The 12,741-nt window shown below is 41.1% G+C and carries 12 protein-coding genes and 1 rRNA gene; 8 read left to right on the top strand and 5 right to left on the bottom strand.

Going from position 1 to position 12,741, the window contains the following annotated elements; genetic code table 11:
* The first annotated feature begins 42 nt into the window (after positions 1 to 42).
* From L0657_RS13880 to uraH, 3 genes are all read left to right on the top strand, one after another.
* Positions 43 to 648, top strand: a complete 606-nt coding sequence (locus tag L0657_RS13880; RefSeq protein WP_235151417.1) for a Crp/Fnr family transcriptional regulator — start codon at positions 43 to 45, stop codon at positions 646 to 648.
* Positions 649 to 713: 65 nt separating this feature from the next.
* The gene (locus L0657_RS13875; RefSeq protein WP_235151416.1) at positions 714 to 1,247 is read left to right on the top strand and encodes a heme-binding protein; all 534 of its coding nucleotides are present in this window, start codon (positions 714 to 716) and stop codon (positions 1,245 to 1,247) included.
* Positions 1,248 to 1,259: 12 nt separating this feature from the next.
* The gene (uraH, locus tag L0657_RS13870; protein WP_235151415.1) at positions 1,260 to 1,667 is read left to right on the top strand and encodes a hydroxyisourate hydrolase; all 408 of its coding nucleotides are present in this window, start codon (positions 1,260 to 1,262) and stop codon (positions 1,665 to 1,667) included.
* Positions 1,668 to 1,703: 36 nt separating this feature from the next.
* Here uraH and L0657_RS13865 read toward each other — a convergent pair whose 3' ends face one another.
* Positions 1,704 to 3,401 carry a hypothetical protein gene (locus L0657_RS13865; RefSeq protein ID WP_235151414.1) on the bottom strand — a complete coding sequence of 566 codons (1,698 nt, stop codon included), beginning with the start codon at positions 3,399 to 3,401 and terminating at the stop codon, positions 1,704 to 1,706.
* A 73-nt stretch (positions 3,402 to 3,474) separates the two neighbouring features.
* Positions 3,475 to 4,497 (bottom strand): toxin-antitoxin system YwqK family antitoxin, encoded by a 1,023-nt coding sequence (locus L0657_RS13860; protein WP_235151413.1) that lies wholly within the window; start codon positions 4,495 to 4,497, stop codon positions 3,475 to 3,477.
* A 96-nt stretch (positions 4,498 to 4,593) separates the two neighbouring features.
* Here L0657_RS13860 and L0657_RS13855 point away from each other — a divergent pair, with 96 nt between their 5' ends.
* Both L0657_RS13855 and L0657_RS13850 read left to right on the top strand, forming a co-directional pair.
* Positions 4,594 to 5,535: a GDP-L-fucose synthase gene (locus L0657_RS13855; RefSeq protein WP_255717857.1), complete on the top strand. Its 942-nt coding sequence runs from the start codon at positions 4,594 to 4,596 to the stop codon at positions 5,533 to 5,535.
* Between the two features lie 185 nt (positions 5,536 to 5,720).
* Positions 5,721 to 6,194, top strand: a complete 474-nt coding sequence (locus tag L0657_RS13850) for an Lrp/AsnC family transcriptional regulator (RefSeq protein ID WP_090340796.1) — start codon at positions 5,721 to 5,723, stop codon at positions 6,192 to 6,194.
* Between the two features lie 103 nt (positions 6,195 to 6,297).
* Here L0657_RS13850 and L0657_RS13845 read toward each other — a convergent pair whose 3' ends face one another.
* On the bottom strand, positions 6,298 to 7,794 hold the full coding sequence (locus tag L0657_RS13845; protein WP_235151412.1) for a DUF4301 family protein: 1,497 nt from the start codon (positions 7,792 to 7,794) through the stop codon (positions 6,298 to 6,300).
* 130 nt (positions 7,795 to 7,924) lie between these two features.
* Positions 7,925 to 10,240: an ATP-dependent helicase gene (locus L0657_RS13840; RefSeq protein WP_235151411.1), complete on the bottom strand. Its 2,316-nt coding sequence runs from the start codon at positions 10,238 to 10,240 to the stop codon at positions 7,925 to 7,927.
* Between the two features lie 291 nt (positions 10,241 to 10,531).
* Between L0657_RS13840 and L0657_RS13835 the strand changes: the two genes are divergently transcribed.
* Together L0657_RS13835 and L0657_RS13830 are read left to right on the top strand one after the other, a co-directional pair.
* Complete coding sequence (locus L0657_RS13835) at positions 10,532 to 10,885, top strand: hypothetical protein (protein WP_235151410.1); 354 nt, start codon at positions 10,532 to 10,534, stop codon at positions 10,883 to 10,885.
* A gap of 126 nt (positions 10,886 to 11,011) precedes the next feature.
* Positions 11,012 to 12,319, top strand: coding sequence for a hypothetical protein (locus tag L0657_RS13830; protein WP_235151409.1), 1,308 nt, complete (start codon positions 11,012 to 11,014; stop codon positions 12,317 to 12,319).
* A gap of 102 nt (positions 12,320 to 12,421) precedes the next feature.
* On the opposite strand, the gene L0657_RS13825 is transcribed toward L0657_RS13830, so the two are convergent.
* Positions 12,422 to 12,559, bottom strand: a complete 138-nt coding sequence (locus tag L0657_RS13825) for a hypothetical protein (RefSeq protein WP_235151408.1) — start codon at positions 12,557 to 12,559, stop codon at positions 12,422 to 12,424.
* 75 nt (positions 12,560 to 12,634) lie between these two features.
* Between L0657_RS13825 and L0657_RS13820 the strand changes: the two genes are divergently transcribed.
* Positions 12,635 to 12,741 (top strand): 16S ribosomal RNA (locus tag L0657_RS13820); the annotation flags it as partial.

The following is a 12,741-nucleotide window of genomic DNA, read 5'->3' as shown; positions in this document are numbered from 1 at the left end:
TGTCGTATCAGTTGAAACGTTCATTATCAATATACTAGTTATATGGCTGATATAGAGTCAATAAACGAACTACCGCAGGTATATCAGCCTTTGGCATCTTACATATTGCACCGACATAAAATTGGTCATGAAAAACTTCGGGATATATGTTCTTATTTTCAACCCTTAAAAGCTCACCGCAAAGAGTTACTGATAGATTACGATGAGACTTGCAAAGTCTACTACTTCATTAATTCCGGATGTCTCCGTCTCTTTACCGTGAGCAGCGCAGGCGTTGAAACGTCCCGTTATTTTGCCTTTGACGGCATGTTTGTAACTGCCCTTCCCAGCTTTATTGACCAGAGACCAGCACTAGAGTATTTACAGGCCATTGAAAAGTCCGAACTTCTTGTAATTTCCCGGAAAGACTTTTTTCAACTCGTAGATACCGTGCCTGAGTTCAGTCAAATCTACAGAGAAATTCTTGAACTTGGTTTTGTTAATGCTCAAAAACGCATTTATGGATTTCAGGGATTTAATGCGCTGGAAAAAGTAAAGTGGGTTATCGAATCACAGCCAAACTTTTTGCTTCGGGTATCCAATAAGATGGCCGCTTCCTACCTGGGCATTTCTCCATCCACATTAAGCAGGACAAAATCTAGGCTTTAAAACGTTGACATAGGTCAACACTTCCGGCAAACTGAAATTGTAATTTTGCAAAAAAACAATTTACAATGAAAGCCAAACTGCTCATATTAGTTTACTTATTCCCAGGTATTTTGCTTGCGCAAACAGTCAATCCCGGCAAAGAGGTTTCTACTCAGTCAAACAGCTATATAAGCCCTTCATATCAGTTAACACTTGATGCAGCAGTTGAACTTGTAAAGCAGGCGAGAGCTTGTGCCAGCGATTTAGGGAAAGCAGTCACCATTTCGATTTTAGATGCGGCAGGTCAAGTCATTCTTATCAGTCGCCAGGAAAATGTTGGACCACACAATACGGAAGCAGCCCGAAGGAAAGCCTATACGTCGGTTTCAACCAGGACCCCTACCTTGCTTCTGTCAAGAAATGCCAGGTCAAATCCTGACACAGAAAATCTGGCAAATCTACCCGAGCTGCTGCTACTTGGTGGTGGCTGTCCTCTTTGGTTTGATGGTAAGCTGGTCGGTGCTATTGGCGTTGCTGGTGGAGGAAGCCCTGAGAACGACGATTTAATTGCAAAATCGGCTGCTATTTCGGCAGCGGGAATATTTACACAAATTAATTAAACTTAAAAACACATGAAAAACTTAATTCTCACGCTGGGTTTAGCTTTGAGTACTACGCTCGCCTTCGCACAGACTAAAACGTTTCAGTTATCAAGTCATATCCTTGATATTTCAAAAGGTATGCCCGCATCAGGCGTTCCGATCCGACTTGAAAAGATGGACACAGATAAAAAAACATGGTCAGTAATTGACGAAAAAATCACGGATGCGAATGGTCGCATCTCCAACTTTCTTAGTTCTGAAAATACTAATAAAGGTATTTTCAAATTGACCTTCTTGACAGCAGATTATTTTAAAAGCCAGAAAATACAGAGTTTTTACCCCTTTATCGAAGTGGTCTTTGAAATTAAAGACAGCAAACATTATCACGTACCAATTACACTTTCTGCATACGGTTATTCAACATATAGGGGAAACTGACATAAGGGATGCAAACTATTGTTGCAACTCAAACTTTTAATCTTCCTTCCAGGTTTTGTTCGTGCAGTAAATAGTATTTTCTCCGTTTTTTCGCACCAATAAATAAATCCGGTACAAGCCCGGTTCTACGGTTGCCGAGTGAAAATTTACATAGGCTCCCTTATTAAAATACATAAACCTGCGAAGCGTGGTTTTCAGCGGAACCGGATATTGCGTTTGTGCAGATGTGTAGGTATGCTCCGCCGATTTGAGTATCACATAAGCGCCATCGGAATAATTTTTTTCTGCCGGGAAGAAGTCTCTTTCGAAATTTACAACAATATAACTACCGTCTTTTTTAACCGTATCAGGCTCATAAACCTTCGGACATGGTATCGAATCTGTTGCTAAACGAGGACTCCAGCCTTCCGCCAACGGATCTTCTGAATTATAATAGGCTCGTATTTTTTCAAAACGTGCCTGATCCATCGAAAACATTTTTACGCCTAACCAGTCTGCATTGTACCGTGCGTTGAATTCCTGAACAATGGCCATGCGACGGTTATTAATTGCCAAAGCAAAATTGCTATGAAGGATGATCAGGTTTAGAAAAATGACAAAGGGCACGATAGCGACAACTGAAAAACGTAGCGAAGGCCTTGACGTCAGGGATAGTAACCCAAAATAAAGAGCAATACACCAAAGTGCCGAATACATCCGGTAACGGCCCTTAAACATCCCTTCAAAAGTATCAGTGGGGATACGTTTATATACCAACGCGAGTGTGGTAATGGCTACAAAAGCTGCGATTCCCAATGAAAATAATGCTCCTGAATTTAAATATGGCGTTTTTCCCCAGGCTGCATTCCATAGCAAAATCCACTGTTTCCTGAACAAATAGATAAGAGCGGCAATCATAATAAATCCTGCCGCAACAGCCGTCATCAAAACTGAATTTGCCGCATCATAAGCAGAAATCGTCGCAATGGAGCCAATAAATCCGAAGTATCCCAGAAAACCTTCTTTGACTTGCTGCGGGTTAGAAAAATCAAGGTTTTGCGTGATTGGCGTAAAGTCTATAAAATAAATAACCGCAACAATTCCCATTACCAGCACAGTGATGACAAAATCTCTTTTGCGGCCCATAAGCCAGGCAATTAATCCGATAACCGGAAAAACCATAAGTCCGTTTCCGTAAGTAAAAGTCGCCAGAACTGCGAAAACAATAGCGATATAGTGTTTTTTCGGATGGTGTGTAGCAAAATAAAGTGAGCTCAAAACAAACAGCAGAACGCCGAAATTACAAAGTGAACTTACACCCCAAAAAATATTTTCAAATGACTGGATTGAGAACCAAAGCCACATCACTGGCACAAAGTACCATACTGAAAGACGGAAATATCGAAATGCCTTGTAAAAAACGAATGCGCAGGCCGTCCAGCAAATATTGGCCACGATCATCGGCCAAACCATATTAATCTTTCCAAAAATCGAATGGAGCAAAAGAATAATGGAACGGGAAAAAACGAGCCTGTGTTCCGGAAAAAGTTCGGTAAGCCGTTTCCAGCGGTCAGGCCAGGAGGCGTCTTCAAAACCCGGGATAATACCTAAAATCAGGATGTCATCGAAAGCTATATAATTGATATTCAAAGCAATTACTTTAAATACCAAAAAATAAATAAGTACAGGAATTATGCAAAAAATTACTGCCAGCCAGGTTTTTGTCCTGGCAAAGTTTAGGAAAGCTTGAAACATAAAATGATTAGGCTCGTGTTAATCCAACACACGAATAAAGTAGATGGACAGCAATTTCCACCCATTCGAACGATTAATTTTCAACTTCTTCCTCAACCGAAGCGCGTGGATCTTTGGTATAATCGTAAAGAAGTTTTCCTTTTTCATCCCACTCACGCAACACGAAAGGTTCAAATTCTTCGTCCCAACTTGTTTTCGGATACTGAATTTCCTTTTTGCGCTGACGGCGATACTGGAAGTATTCAACCCAGCGGCCAACTTTTTTTCCATGATCAAGTTTTCCGCTTGCCATTAACTGGCCTTCGTCATAAAATTGAAGAAATTCCCCCGTCGTCTCGCCAAACATTACAGGAATTACTTCCTTCACTTTTGTATGTGCAGAGTCATAATATGTTATACGGGACTCGGCAGGAAAACCTTTATCCCAAACCGCTTTATCAACTAAATTAAACTTGGTATCATATTTGACCCAGCGGCCATCCTTCACGCCCATATAGTAAAAACCTTCCTCAATCAGATTTTCCCCAACATACTTTTTATAGGAGCCATGCAGCAATAGCGATTTTTCTTTATCCTTAATAACAGCAGAGCTTAGCTTTTTTCCCTTAGTGTCATACCAGCGTGTTTCGGTAGCACGCGCATAATTATTTAATGGCTTCGGCTCTTTCAGGACGTGAAAAGTTTCAAGCGTAGTTCTGTCGCCACTGCCATATCGAATGTCCATCGCCACCATCGGCACACCCTTATACATCACTTTTGCAAGCCGCGCTTTTTCTTTTTTTATTTTGCGATCCGCTTTCTGGCTTTTGTATTCTTTTACTTTAAGTCCAAGATCCGGAATTGTTTCGCCGAAAAGGGAAGTGAGAGACGCCGACTTGCTATTACCTCCCGGAAGTGTAGCAGTTGCCGCCGGATCCAGGCCGGAAACGAAAGATTTCAAATCCTTCGAGCCTGCTTTTTTTGCTTTCGCAGAATCCGGATCAGCTGCTTTTGGAAGCCATGACGGCGGTGTAGACTCTTTTGTTTCAGTCTGCGCCCAAGTTCCCTTCATAAGGAAAATGGTTAGGAAACACCAGACCAGAATAACTCTTTGCATGTGTATTGAATTTTTCTTCAGGGTAAGATTGTTACTTTTGTAACGAATTGGGTATTAAAGATATTGATTTTTCATCCTACAAATTTACATAACACATTGGAAAAAAGCGCTAAAATTTATATCGCAGGACATCGCGGTATGGTCGGCTCGGCGATTCACCGTAAACTCACTGCTGAAGGTTTTAACAATTTTGTATTCCGCACCTCCTCAGAACTTGATTTGCGTGACCAGGCATCCGTAAAAGATTTCTTTGAAACAGAACGTCCGGAATACGTTTTTCTGGCCGCTGCGAAGGTAGGAGGGATTATGGCCAACAATATTTATCGTGCAGAATTCTTGTTCGATAACCTGCAAATCCAGAATAATATCATCGACAGCGCTTACCGGGTTAATGTAAAAAAGCTGCTCTTTTTAGGCTCATCCTGCATTTATCCAAAATTAGCACCTCAGCCACTTCATGAGGATTCTCTGCTTACCGGAACGCTGGAACCGACCAATGAACCTTACGCAATCGCTAAAATTGCTGGTATAAAAATGTGCGAGGCATACAGAAGTCAGTATGGCTGCGATTTCATTTCGGTAATGCCAACAAATCTTTATGGCCCAAATGATAATTATGACCTGAACAAATCACACGTCCTTCCTGCCATGATACGTAAATTTCATGAAGCAAAGGAGGAAAATAAACCTGTTGTGGAGCTCTGGGGCACGGGTTCGCCTTTGCGCGAATTTTTACATGCCGACGATCTGGCTGATGCGTGTTACTTTCTGATGCAAAATTATAGCGAGCCGGGTTTCCTGAATGTTGGTGTCGGAAGCGATGTGACTATTAAAGAATTAGCTGAGCTCATCCAAAAAACGGTTGGTTATGAAGGTGAAGTTCATTGGAATACGGACAAGCCAGATGGTACGCCCCGCAAATTGATGGATGTCAGCAAGCTTCATGCGTTAGGTTGGAAACACAAGACGGATCTGACAGAAGGAATACGTATAACGTATCAGGATTTTTTACAGAAAATAGAGGCTTATTCCGTTTAATAAAATAGATATTAATGGGTTTTATAAAAGTATCACCCAACAATTCAGCACTAAAAGGCCGTTTTACCTATTAAAATTCTTTTTTTTGACAAATTTTCAGTATAAAGTTACAATTATCTTCGGGAAACTAATTAGTTTTGCAGCGTCCTGAAAAGTGGGGCTAACTATAAACCATGTTATAAGCAATGTCTGCTATCATTAAATTAGACCAGATAGACCGTAAAGTACTGGAGATCTTACAAACGAATGCCAAGATAACGAACGCACAGCTTTCAAAGGAAATTGGGCTTTCACCGGCTCCTACACTTGAACGTGTAAAGAAACTTGAGCAATCAGGAATTATTAAAAGTTATCACGCACAGTTAGAACCAGAAAGAGTTGGTTTAGGTGTAAGTACATTCGTACAGATTTCTTTGGTTGGCCATAGAAAAGCTGTTACTGAATCATTTGTTGAAAAAATACATGCAATTCCGGAAGTAATCGAATGTCACCATATTACCGGTACAGGCGATTTCTTGCTAAGAGTAATTTCAAAGGATATCAGTACTTACCAAAAACTGATGTTGGAAAAAATAAATGAAATTGAAGAAGTGGCAAGCACGCAAACGATGGTGATTTTGTCAACTTTCAAAGAAAGTAAGGTTTTACCAATTCCTTGAAATATTGCCCCTGACAGCATGATATTAGGAAAATTGTTCCAATAAAAAACGTCGGACCCGTTACGGATTCGACGTTTTTACTTTTATAGCTGTGCTGTTGACACTATTGGTGTTGTTCGCGCAACAGATCGTTTACTGTTTTCACCGGATTGAACGTTAGCAATGGAACTTCAACAAAAAGTGTGTTCCAGTTGGCCATCGATCCGTTCCATAGACCTGGCAATTCCTGCGCTTTCAACTCTTTTCCGTCTTTTGATTTGTAGGTTATAAAGCCGGTAAGCGGATCGCGGAATTTTTTGAGGTCGTACAACTCTCCATCTTTATTCTTGATCGCACAAACCAGATCAACCGGATTGAAATGGGTCGAGTTTTTGAAAATACCATTTTGCTGTTCGTTGTCAACGTCAACCTGCGCCGATTCCACGATTTGCAACGAAGAAGATCCGTCTGCGTTTTCTGCCCAGAAAGGCCCGCCACCAGGTTCTCCCTGATTTTTTACCATACCGCAGGCACGTAAAGGACGATCAAGCTTCGCAACGAAATATTCCTTTTTCTGATCATCAGACCAGCTGTCGTAAGTTGCCGGAGGCACGACACATAGTTCCTCACGGAAAAAAGTATCAAGTTCTGAGAACAAGGAAGAATCTGCTCCTGCACTCAGTTTATCAAGATAACCAAATATTCTTTTCTGGAATTCAAGTACAATACCCGCCAGTGCTTTTTTGTAAGTTACGGTATCTCCTTTGATTCTGTCAGGAACGACGTTATCAATATTTTTAATAAAAATAATGTCTGCATCAAGCTGACTTAAATTTTCCAGCAAAGCGCCATGTCCAGCCGGACGGAACAATAAACCGCCGTCTTTTTCGCGATAGGGCGAATTATCCATGTTCACAGCAATCGTGTCTGTTGAGCTTTTTTGCTCCGAAAATGACACCATGTACTTCACACCAAACTCACTTTGATAGGTCGGCAACACTTCAACAACCAACTTTTCAAATTTATCACGGTGTTCCGGTGACACTGTAAAATGGATCTGAACATTGCTTCCGGCATTCGCATAATGCGCACCTTCCACCAGATGTTCTTCTAGCGGCGTGCGGGAACGGTTATCATAATTATGGAATTTCAATAATCCCTTCGGCAATTCTCCATATCCTAAACCCTTGTTTAATAGGAAATAAGAGACTGTTGTCTTTTCATCAGCAGAAGAAATATCGATTCCATCTGACGCCATGCTAGCTTTTAAGTCTTCATAAAAAGCAAATTCTGTGAGCCTCGCAAAAAATTCGTCAACAGATTTGTCCTTTTTATCTTCCTGTAAAAAGCTGAATAAAGACTTAAACATACGCGTTGCAGCTCCGGAAGCAGGAACAAACTTCAATAACGCCACTTCGCCGTCAGCCGAGCTTTTGTCAAACGCCTTAATTACCAGTTCAATCTGTGCATCTGACAGACGAATAATTCCATCTCCAACCGTTGCCGCTTTTGACAAATGAAGAAACGGAAACCCATTTACAAAGTAATGAACCTGTTCCTCTACTACTGTGGCATCGCTTCCGCGTTCCTGAATCTGTTGAAGGTCTTTTTCGATGAACATAATTTAATCGGTTAAAAAATAATCATTAGTACACCGCCATAAGAGTATTAAATTAATGAGTCTCGTGGCGGTGCGTGGTTTTACATTATGTAAAGTCCTGTATCATCGTACTATAACTATGTAATACGATTTATTTCACTATTCTTAATTTGGCGAAACTGAGCAATAAAGTTTTGTCACCCACTTTATCAAATTTTACGGTTGCCTTGCGGTCGGTTCCGTTCACATCCATCTTAACAACCGTGCCAAAACCAAATTTGGAATGTTCTACCTTATCGCCTTCTACAAGATCGTGGGTATCACTAGGCACAAAATCGGAAGAAGGTGTATGAGATGATGCGGCAGTAGCCGGCCTTGGCTCCGTCGGTCTTCTCGGACTCAGGTTTTTGACAAAGGACATGGGCGACGAAGACGAGCCTTCACGGCCAATTTCTCTTTGGAAAGACTGAGAAATATTCAAATATTTTGCATCAACTTCCAGCAAAAACCGGCTTGGTTCGCACATTTTCAGGCGTCCCCACTGGTAACGGCTTTCCGCATAGGAGAAAGTAAGTTTCTGTTCCGCCCGGGTAATCGCTACATAAAACAAACGGCGTTCTTCTTCCAGATCCTGCCGACTTTCCAGCATCATCTGACTTGGGAAAAGATCTTCTTCCAAACCAACAATGAAGACATTTCGGAATTCCAGCCCTTTTGCCGAGTGTATCGTCATCATCGTAACGCGGTCATTATCTTCGTTTTCATCCGGTTCATCAGCATTTGTCAAAAGTGAAACCGATTGAAGAAAAGCGCTTAGTGTTTTGTCTTCATTTTCTTCACTATCAACAAATTCCTTGATCGCATTCAGCAATTCCTGGACGTTTTCATAACGCGAAAGTCCTTCGACGGTTTTATCTTCATACAATTCACGAAGAAGTCCGGATGTTTTTGCGATATGTGATGCCACCTCAAAAGCATCTTTCCCAGCCTCGAGCATCAACATAAAACTTTTGATCAAAGTACTGAATTGCTCAATCGGTGTAATTGTCCGGCCGGTTGCATAGTTTCCAATGTTACTGACAACCTCCCAGATCGGAACATTATTTTCAGCAGCTGTTACCGTAATTCTGGCAACAGTAGTATCACCAATCCCACGTTTTGGAAGATTAATAATTCTTTTGAAAGCTTCTTCGTCACGCTGGTTGACCGTAAAACGCAGGTAACCCAAAATATCTTTAATCTCTTTTCTTTGATAAAAAGATTGTCCGCCGATAATTCTATACTTAATCCCGAGCTTACGCAGGGCTTCTTCAAAAGAACGTGACTGCGCATTGGTACGATAAAGAATTGCAAAATTTTCGTTTTTAAGCGCTTTCTGCATTTTTTCTTCAAAAATGGCTCCCGCAACCAATCGGCCTTCTTCGTTATCCGAACCCGCTTTGATGACATCAATCATCGAACCTTCCTCATTAACCGTGAAGGTTTCTTTTTTTAACTGGGATTTATTTCGGGCAATTACTGAATTTGCAGCGTTGACAATCGTGCTCGTTGAACGGTAATTTTGTTCAAGTTTAATGGTCTGAACATCCGGGAAGTCCTTTTCGAAATTAAGAATATTCTCAATATTGGCTCCGCGGAAAGCATAAATACTTTGGGCATCGTCACCTACGACAACAATATTCCGGTTAACGGCAGATAGCTTTCTGGTAATGAGGTACTGCGAAACGTTTGTATCCTGAAACTCATCCACCATCACATGCTGGAATTTGTGCTGATATTTGTACAAAACATCAGGAAAATCACGGAACAGGACATTTGTATTAAAAAGCAGATCATCAAAATCCATCGCATTCGCCTGAAAACATCGCGTTACGTAGGTTTTGTAAATCCGCCCGATCTCTTTCATTTTTGCAGCTTCATCATCTGCCTGAATTACGGCATTGTTGATATAATCGTCCGCAGAAACCAGCCTGTTTTTCGCTCCGGAAATCCGGTTATAGACCACATTGGCTTTATAAACCTTATCGTCCAGATTGTATTCCTTTATAATACTCCGCAGTAACGACTTTGAATCGTCCGTATCATAAATCGAAAAATCGCTGGTATAACCCAGATATCTCGCTTCGATCCTTAGTATTTTTGCAAAGACAGAGTGAAAAGTACCCATCCAGATATTTCTCGCTTCTGTCCCAACAGCACCTTCGATACGTTTCCGCATTTCTCCGGATGCTTTATTGGTAAAAGTCAGGGATAAAATACGAAACGGATCTACGCCATTTTCTATCAAATGGGCAATCCTGTAAGTAAGTACTCGTGTTTTTCCTGAACCGGCACCGGCAATAATCATTAACGGACCATTCCCATAAACCACGGCTTGTCGTTGCGGTTCGTTCAGTGTATCTAAATATTCTGGCTTGCTCAATCTATCTCCCTCCTTATGTATATTATTCGTATCAGTATTCTTCATTCGTATCGCACAAAACCCAAAGTTAGGAAAAACCGGCAAATGCACTCTTTTCTATTCTATATATGATCAAGAGTTTACAATCATTTTACAGGAAAATTAAAACATCATGACAAATAGAACGTCCGCCTTCTGTTATTGGTTTTGATAAAACGGAAACAAACCGGAGATTTGATTAATCGTCAGCAATTTGCTGTGATTTCCTTTCCTATATAGAGATGTAAATTATTGTATCGGTTTAACATGTCCTCGGGCTGGATTTGACTGATACGCATTAATAGAACAAGAACTTATATGAGCACATTAAATATAGAAGACCAACCCCTGGAAGCGCAGTGGGAACATTTACTTCAAACATTGGAAGAATTGCTAGGCAAACGACCGAGTGATCTCAATGGCGTATTATTTCTGATAGGCGTGCAGGAGTTGGGACAAGGTGCCAAAAGATTTACAAAAGAACAAAAACAGGATCTGATGCATATAGGTATATGTAAGGTATTAAGTCTGTCGTCTTATTATCTGTTTGAAAAAAGGGATAAGGACGGCTGGCCGCATTATATATTAAACCGTGCCTTGCCGCAGGGAAGTATCGACAAGCAGGAAGCATTGTTGAAGATGCATGTGATTGAGTATTTTAAAAATATTTAAGCTGCTTTAGGTTTTACGGTTAGTATTACTTGTAATTATTAATCCTGAATTATTTTTGTAGACCCGGAATATTATTTAAATATTGCATCTTCTTTTTCACACACAATATCTTGCAATATTTATATCATGAATAATTCCTCTGTATTCCGCTGGGTCTGCATTTCACTGGTGCTTGCTTTTTCTGATGGATGCTCTCCCCGGAAGGGCGAGGTAAAGCAACCACAGTTCAAGCTGCTTTCTTCCGAAAAAATAGTATTCAATTCTTTTGTGGATTGTAATATGGCCGAAGCCTGGATTGGCGATACCTTCAGAATCTTCCCTGGGAAATACGGCGAAGATCCTCTTTGGGGCAATGCAAAGGATCTTAAATTTGCCAATGGAAGTAATGCTGATGAAGCATTTAAGAGTAATCCCAGCCAATTTTCAGATCCTGTGCTACCAAAAAATGCTCCGGTTGGCAAACCCGGTTTGCATGGGGCAATATGGTTTGAAACCGTTTATCAGGAACCGCACGATAAATCAGGCAATACCCTTTACGCTGTTTATCATAATGAAAATTATCCTTCGACACTTCCCTATGATTCATTAACCAAAGAAGGATACAAAAATGAAAAATGGCCTCAGGGGTTGAGAGGGCCAGAAAGCCCCGCCGCAGTTTGTAGGATCGGGATTATGAAATCAACAAATGGAGGAAAAAGCTGGTACAACAAAGGTATTTTCATCGAAGATCTTAATCCCCGGATGATTTTAAAACCTAACAACATCTCCAACACATTTGGAGGGGGCGTTGGTGACCCGTCCGCAGTGGCGAGCGGAGAATATCTTTACCTTTTCTATGGTGAGTACGGCTATCCCGGTATTTATGATCAACATACCTATAAAAAGGAAACGGAATGGGGAGGGCAGTGCATAAGCGTAGCCCGTATTGCATTAAAAGATTTGGATAACCCTCAGGGTAAAGCAAAACGATGGGATGGGACCGGCTTTGGAGCAGCTTACAATAGTTTTGGTAAACCCATAAGCAGTTTGCAAGTACCGTTAAAAGCCGGAGGAGGACCGGCATCATCAGCAACAGGAGGGTTTTATTGGGGTCCATCTGTCAGCTGGAACACCTATCTGAATTGCTGGGTAATGTTAATGGCAAAGGTAGTTGGAAAATCATGGCAGGGCAGTCAGGTGTACATTTCCTTTAATAAAAACCCTGATCTGGGGATTGACGCAAACAGCCAAAACTGGTCAGAACCACAGCTTCTGTTTGAGAAACCAGGTTATATCCTTTGGTATCCTTCTTTACAGCCGCTTGGTACACAGGAGCACGTCCTGGCGAAATACACAAGCCTCAGGCTCGGGAAAAAGGCTCGTTTTTTCGTTAAGAGAATAAAGCCAGGCGACGACCAATATGCTTCGGAACACACAGTCGAGTTTTTCCGGTAGAATCAAACATATAAATACTCGCTTTCTAAGCATGCTAATAGTTGTCAAAAAAATTTGACAACTAAACTTATGACGATTAGGTAGTTATAAAAAAAGATAAAATTATTTTGATTTTTTTTCTTCCAAGACTTGCATCTTAAAATAAAATGGAGGACTTTTGCACTCCCAATCGGGAAGTACGGCGCTGAGAACGATCAGCGCAGCGAGTTCTGGAAGACGCGGAGCACAGTTCTTTGACATGATGAAGAGAGTAACAAGATAGTTCGTTTAAGAAGATAACGTGGAATTTTTCGGAATTACCACAAAACAAAATTTACAATGGAGAGTTTGATCCTGGCTCAGGATGAACGCTAGCGGCAGGCTTAATACATGCAAGGCGAGGGGGCAGCAATGTCACCGTCGTACGGGTGCGTAACGCGTAT

Source organism: Dyadobacter sp. CY345 (assembly GCF_021502725.1).
Classification (GTDB): Bacteria; Bacteroidota; Bacteroidia; order Cytophagales; family Spirosomataceae; genus Dyadobacter.
The sequence above is the reverse complement of the archived record's forward strand: the minus strand, read 5'-3'. Positions and strand labels throughout refer to the sequence as shown.

Excerpts from the sequence above, each read along its gene's own strand:
- L0657_RS13880 (WP_235151417.1), top strand. The coding sequence starts at position 43 with ATGGCTGATATAGAGTCAATAAACGAACTACCGCAGGTATATCAGCCT.
- L0657_RS13875 (WP_235151416.1), top strand. The coding sequence starts at position 714 with ATGAAAGCCAAACTGCTCATATTAGTTTACTTATTCCCAGGTATTTTG.
- uraH (WP_235151415.1), top strand. The coding sequence starts at position 1,260 with ATGAAAAACTTAATTCTCACGCTGGGTTTAGCTTTGAGTACTACGCTC.
- L0657_RS13865 (WP_235151414.1), bottom strand. The coding sequence starts at position 3,401 with ATGTTTCAAGCTTTCCTAAACTTTGCCAGGACAAAAACCTGGCTGGCA.
- L0657_RS13860 (WP_235151413.1), bottom strand. The coding sequence starts at position 4,497 with ATGCAAAGAGTTATTCTGGTCTGGTGTTTCCTAACCATTTTCCTTATG.
- L0657_RS13850 (WP_090340796.1), top strand. The coding sequence starts at position 5,721 with ATGTCTGCTATCATTAAATTAGACCAGATAGACCGTAAAGTACTGGAG.
- L0657_RS13845 (WP_235151412.1), bottom strand. The coding sequence starts at position 7,794 with ATGTTCATCGAAAAAGACCTTCAACAGATTCAGGAACGCGGAAGCGAT.
- L0657_RS13840 (WP_235151411.1), bottom strand. The coding sequence starts at position 10,240 with ATGAAGAATACTGATACGAATAATATACATAAGGAGGGAGATAGATTG.
- L0657_RS13835 (WP_235151410.1), top strand. The coding sequence starts at position 10,532 with ATGAGCACATTAAATATAGAAGACCAACCCCTGGAAGCGCAGTGGGAA.
- L0657_RS13830 (WP_235151409.1), top strand. The coding sequence starts at position 11,012 with ATGAATAATTCCTCTGTATTCCGCTGGGTCTGCATTTCACTGGTGCTT.
- L0657_RS13825 (WP_235151408.1), bottom strand. The coding sequence starts at position 12,559 with ATGTCAAAGAACTGTGCTCCGCGTCTTCCAGAACTCGCTGCGCTGATC.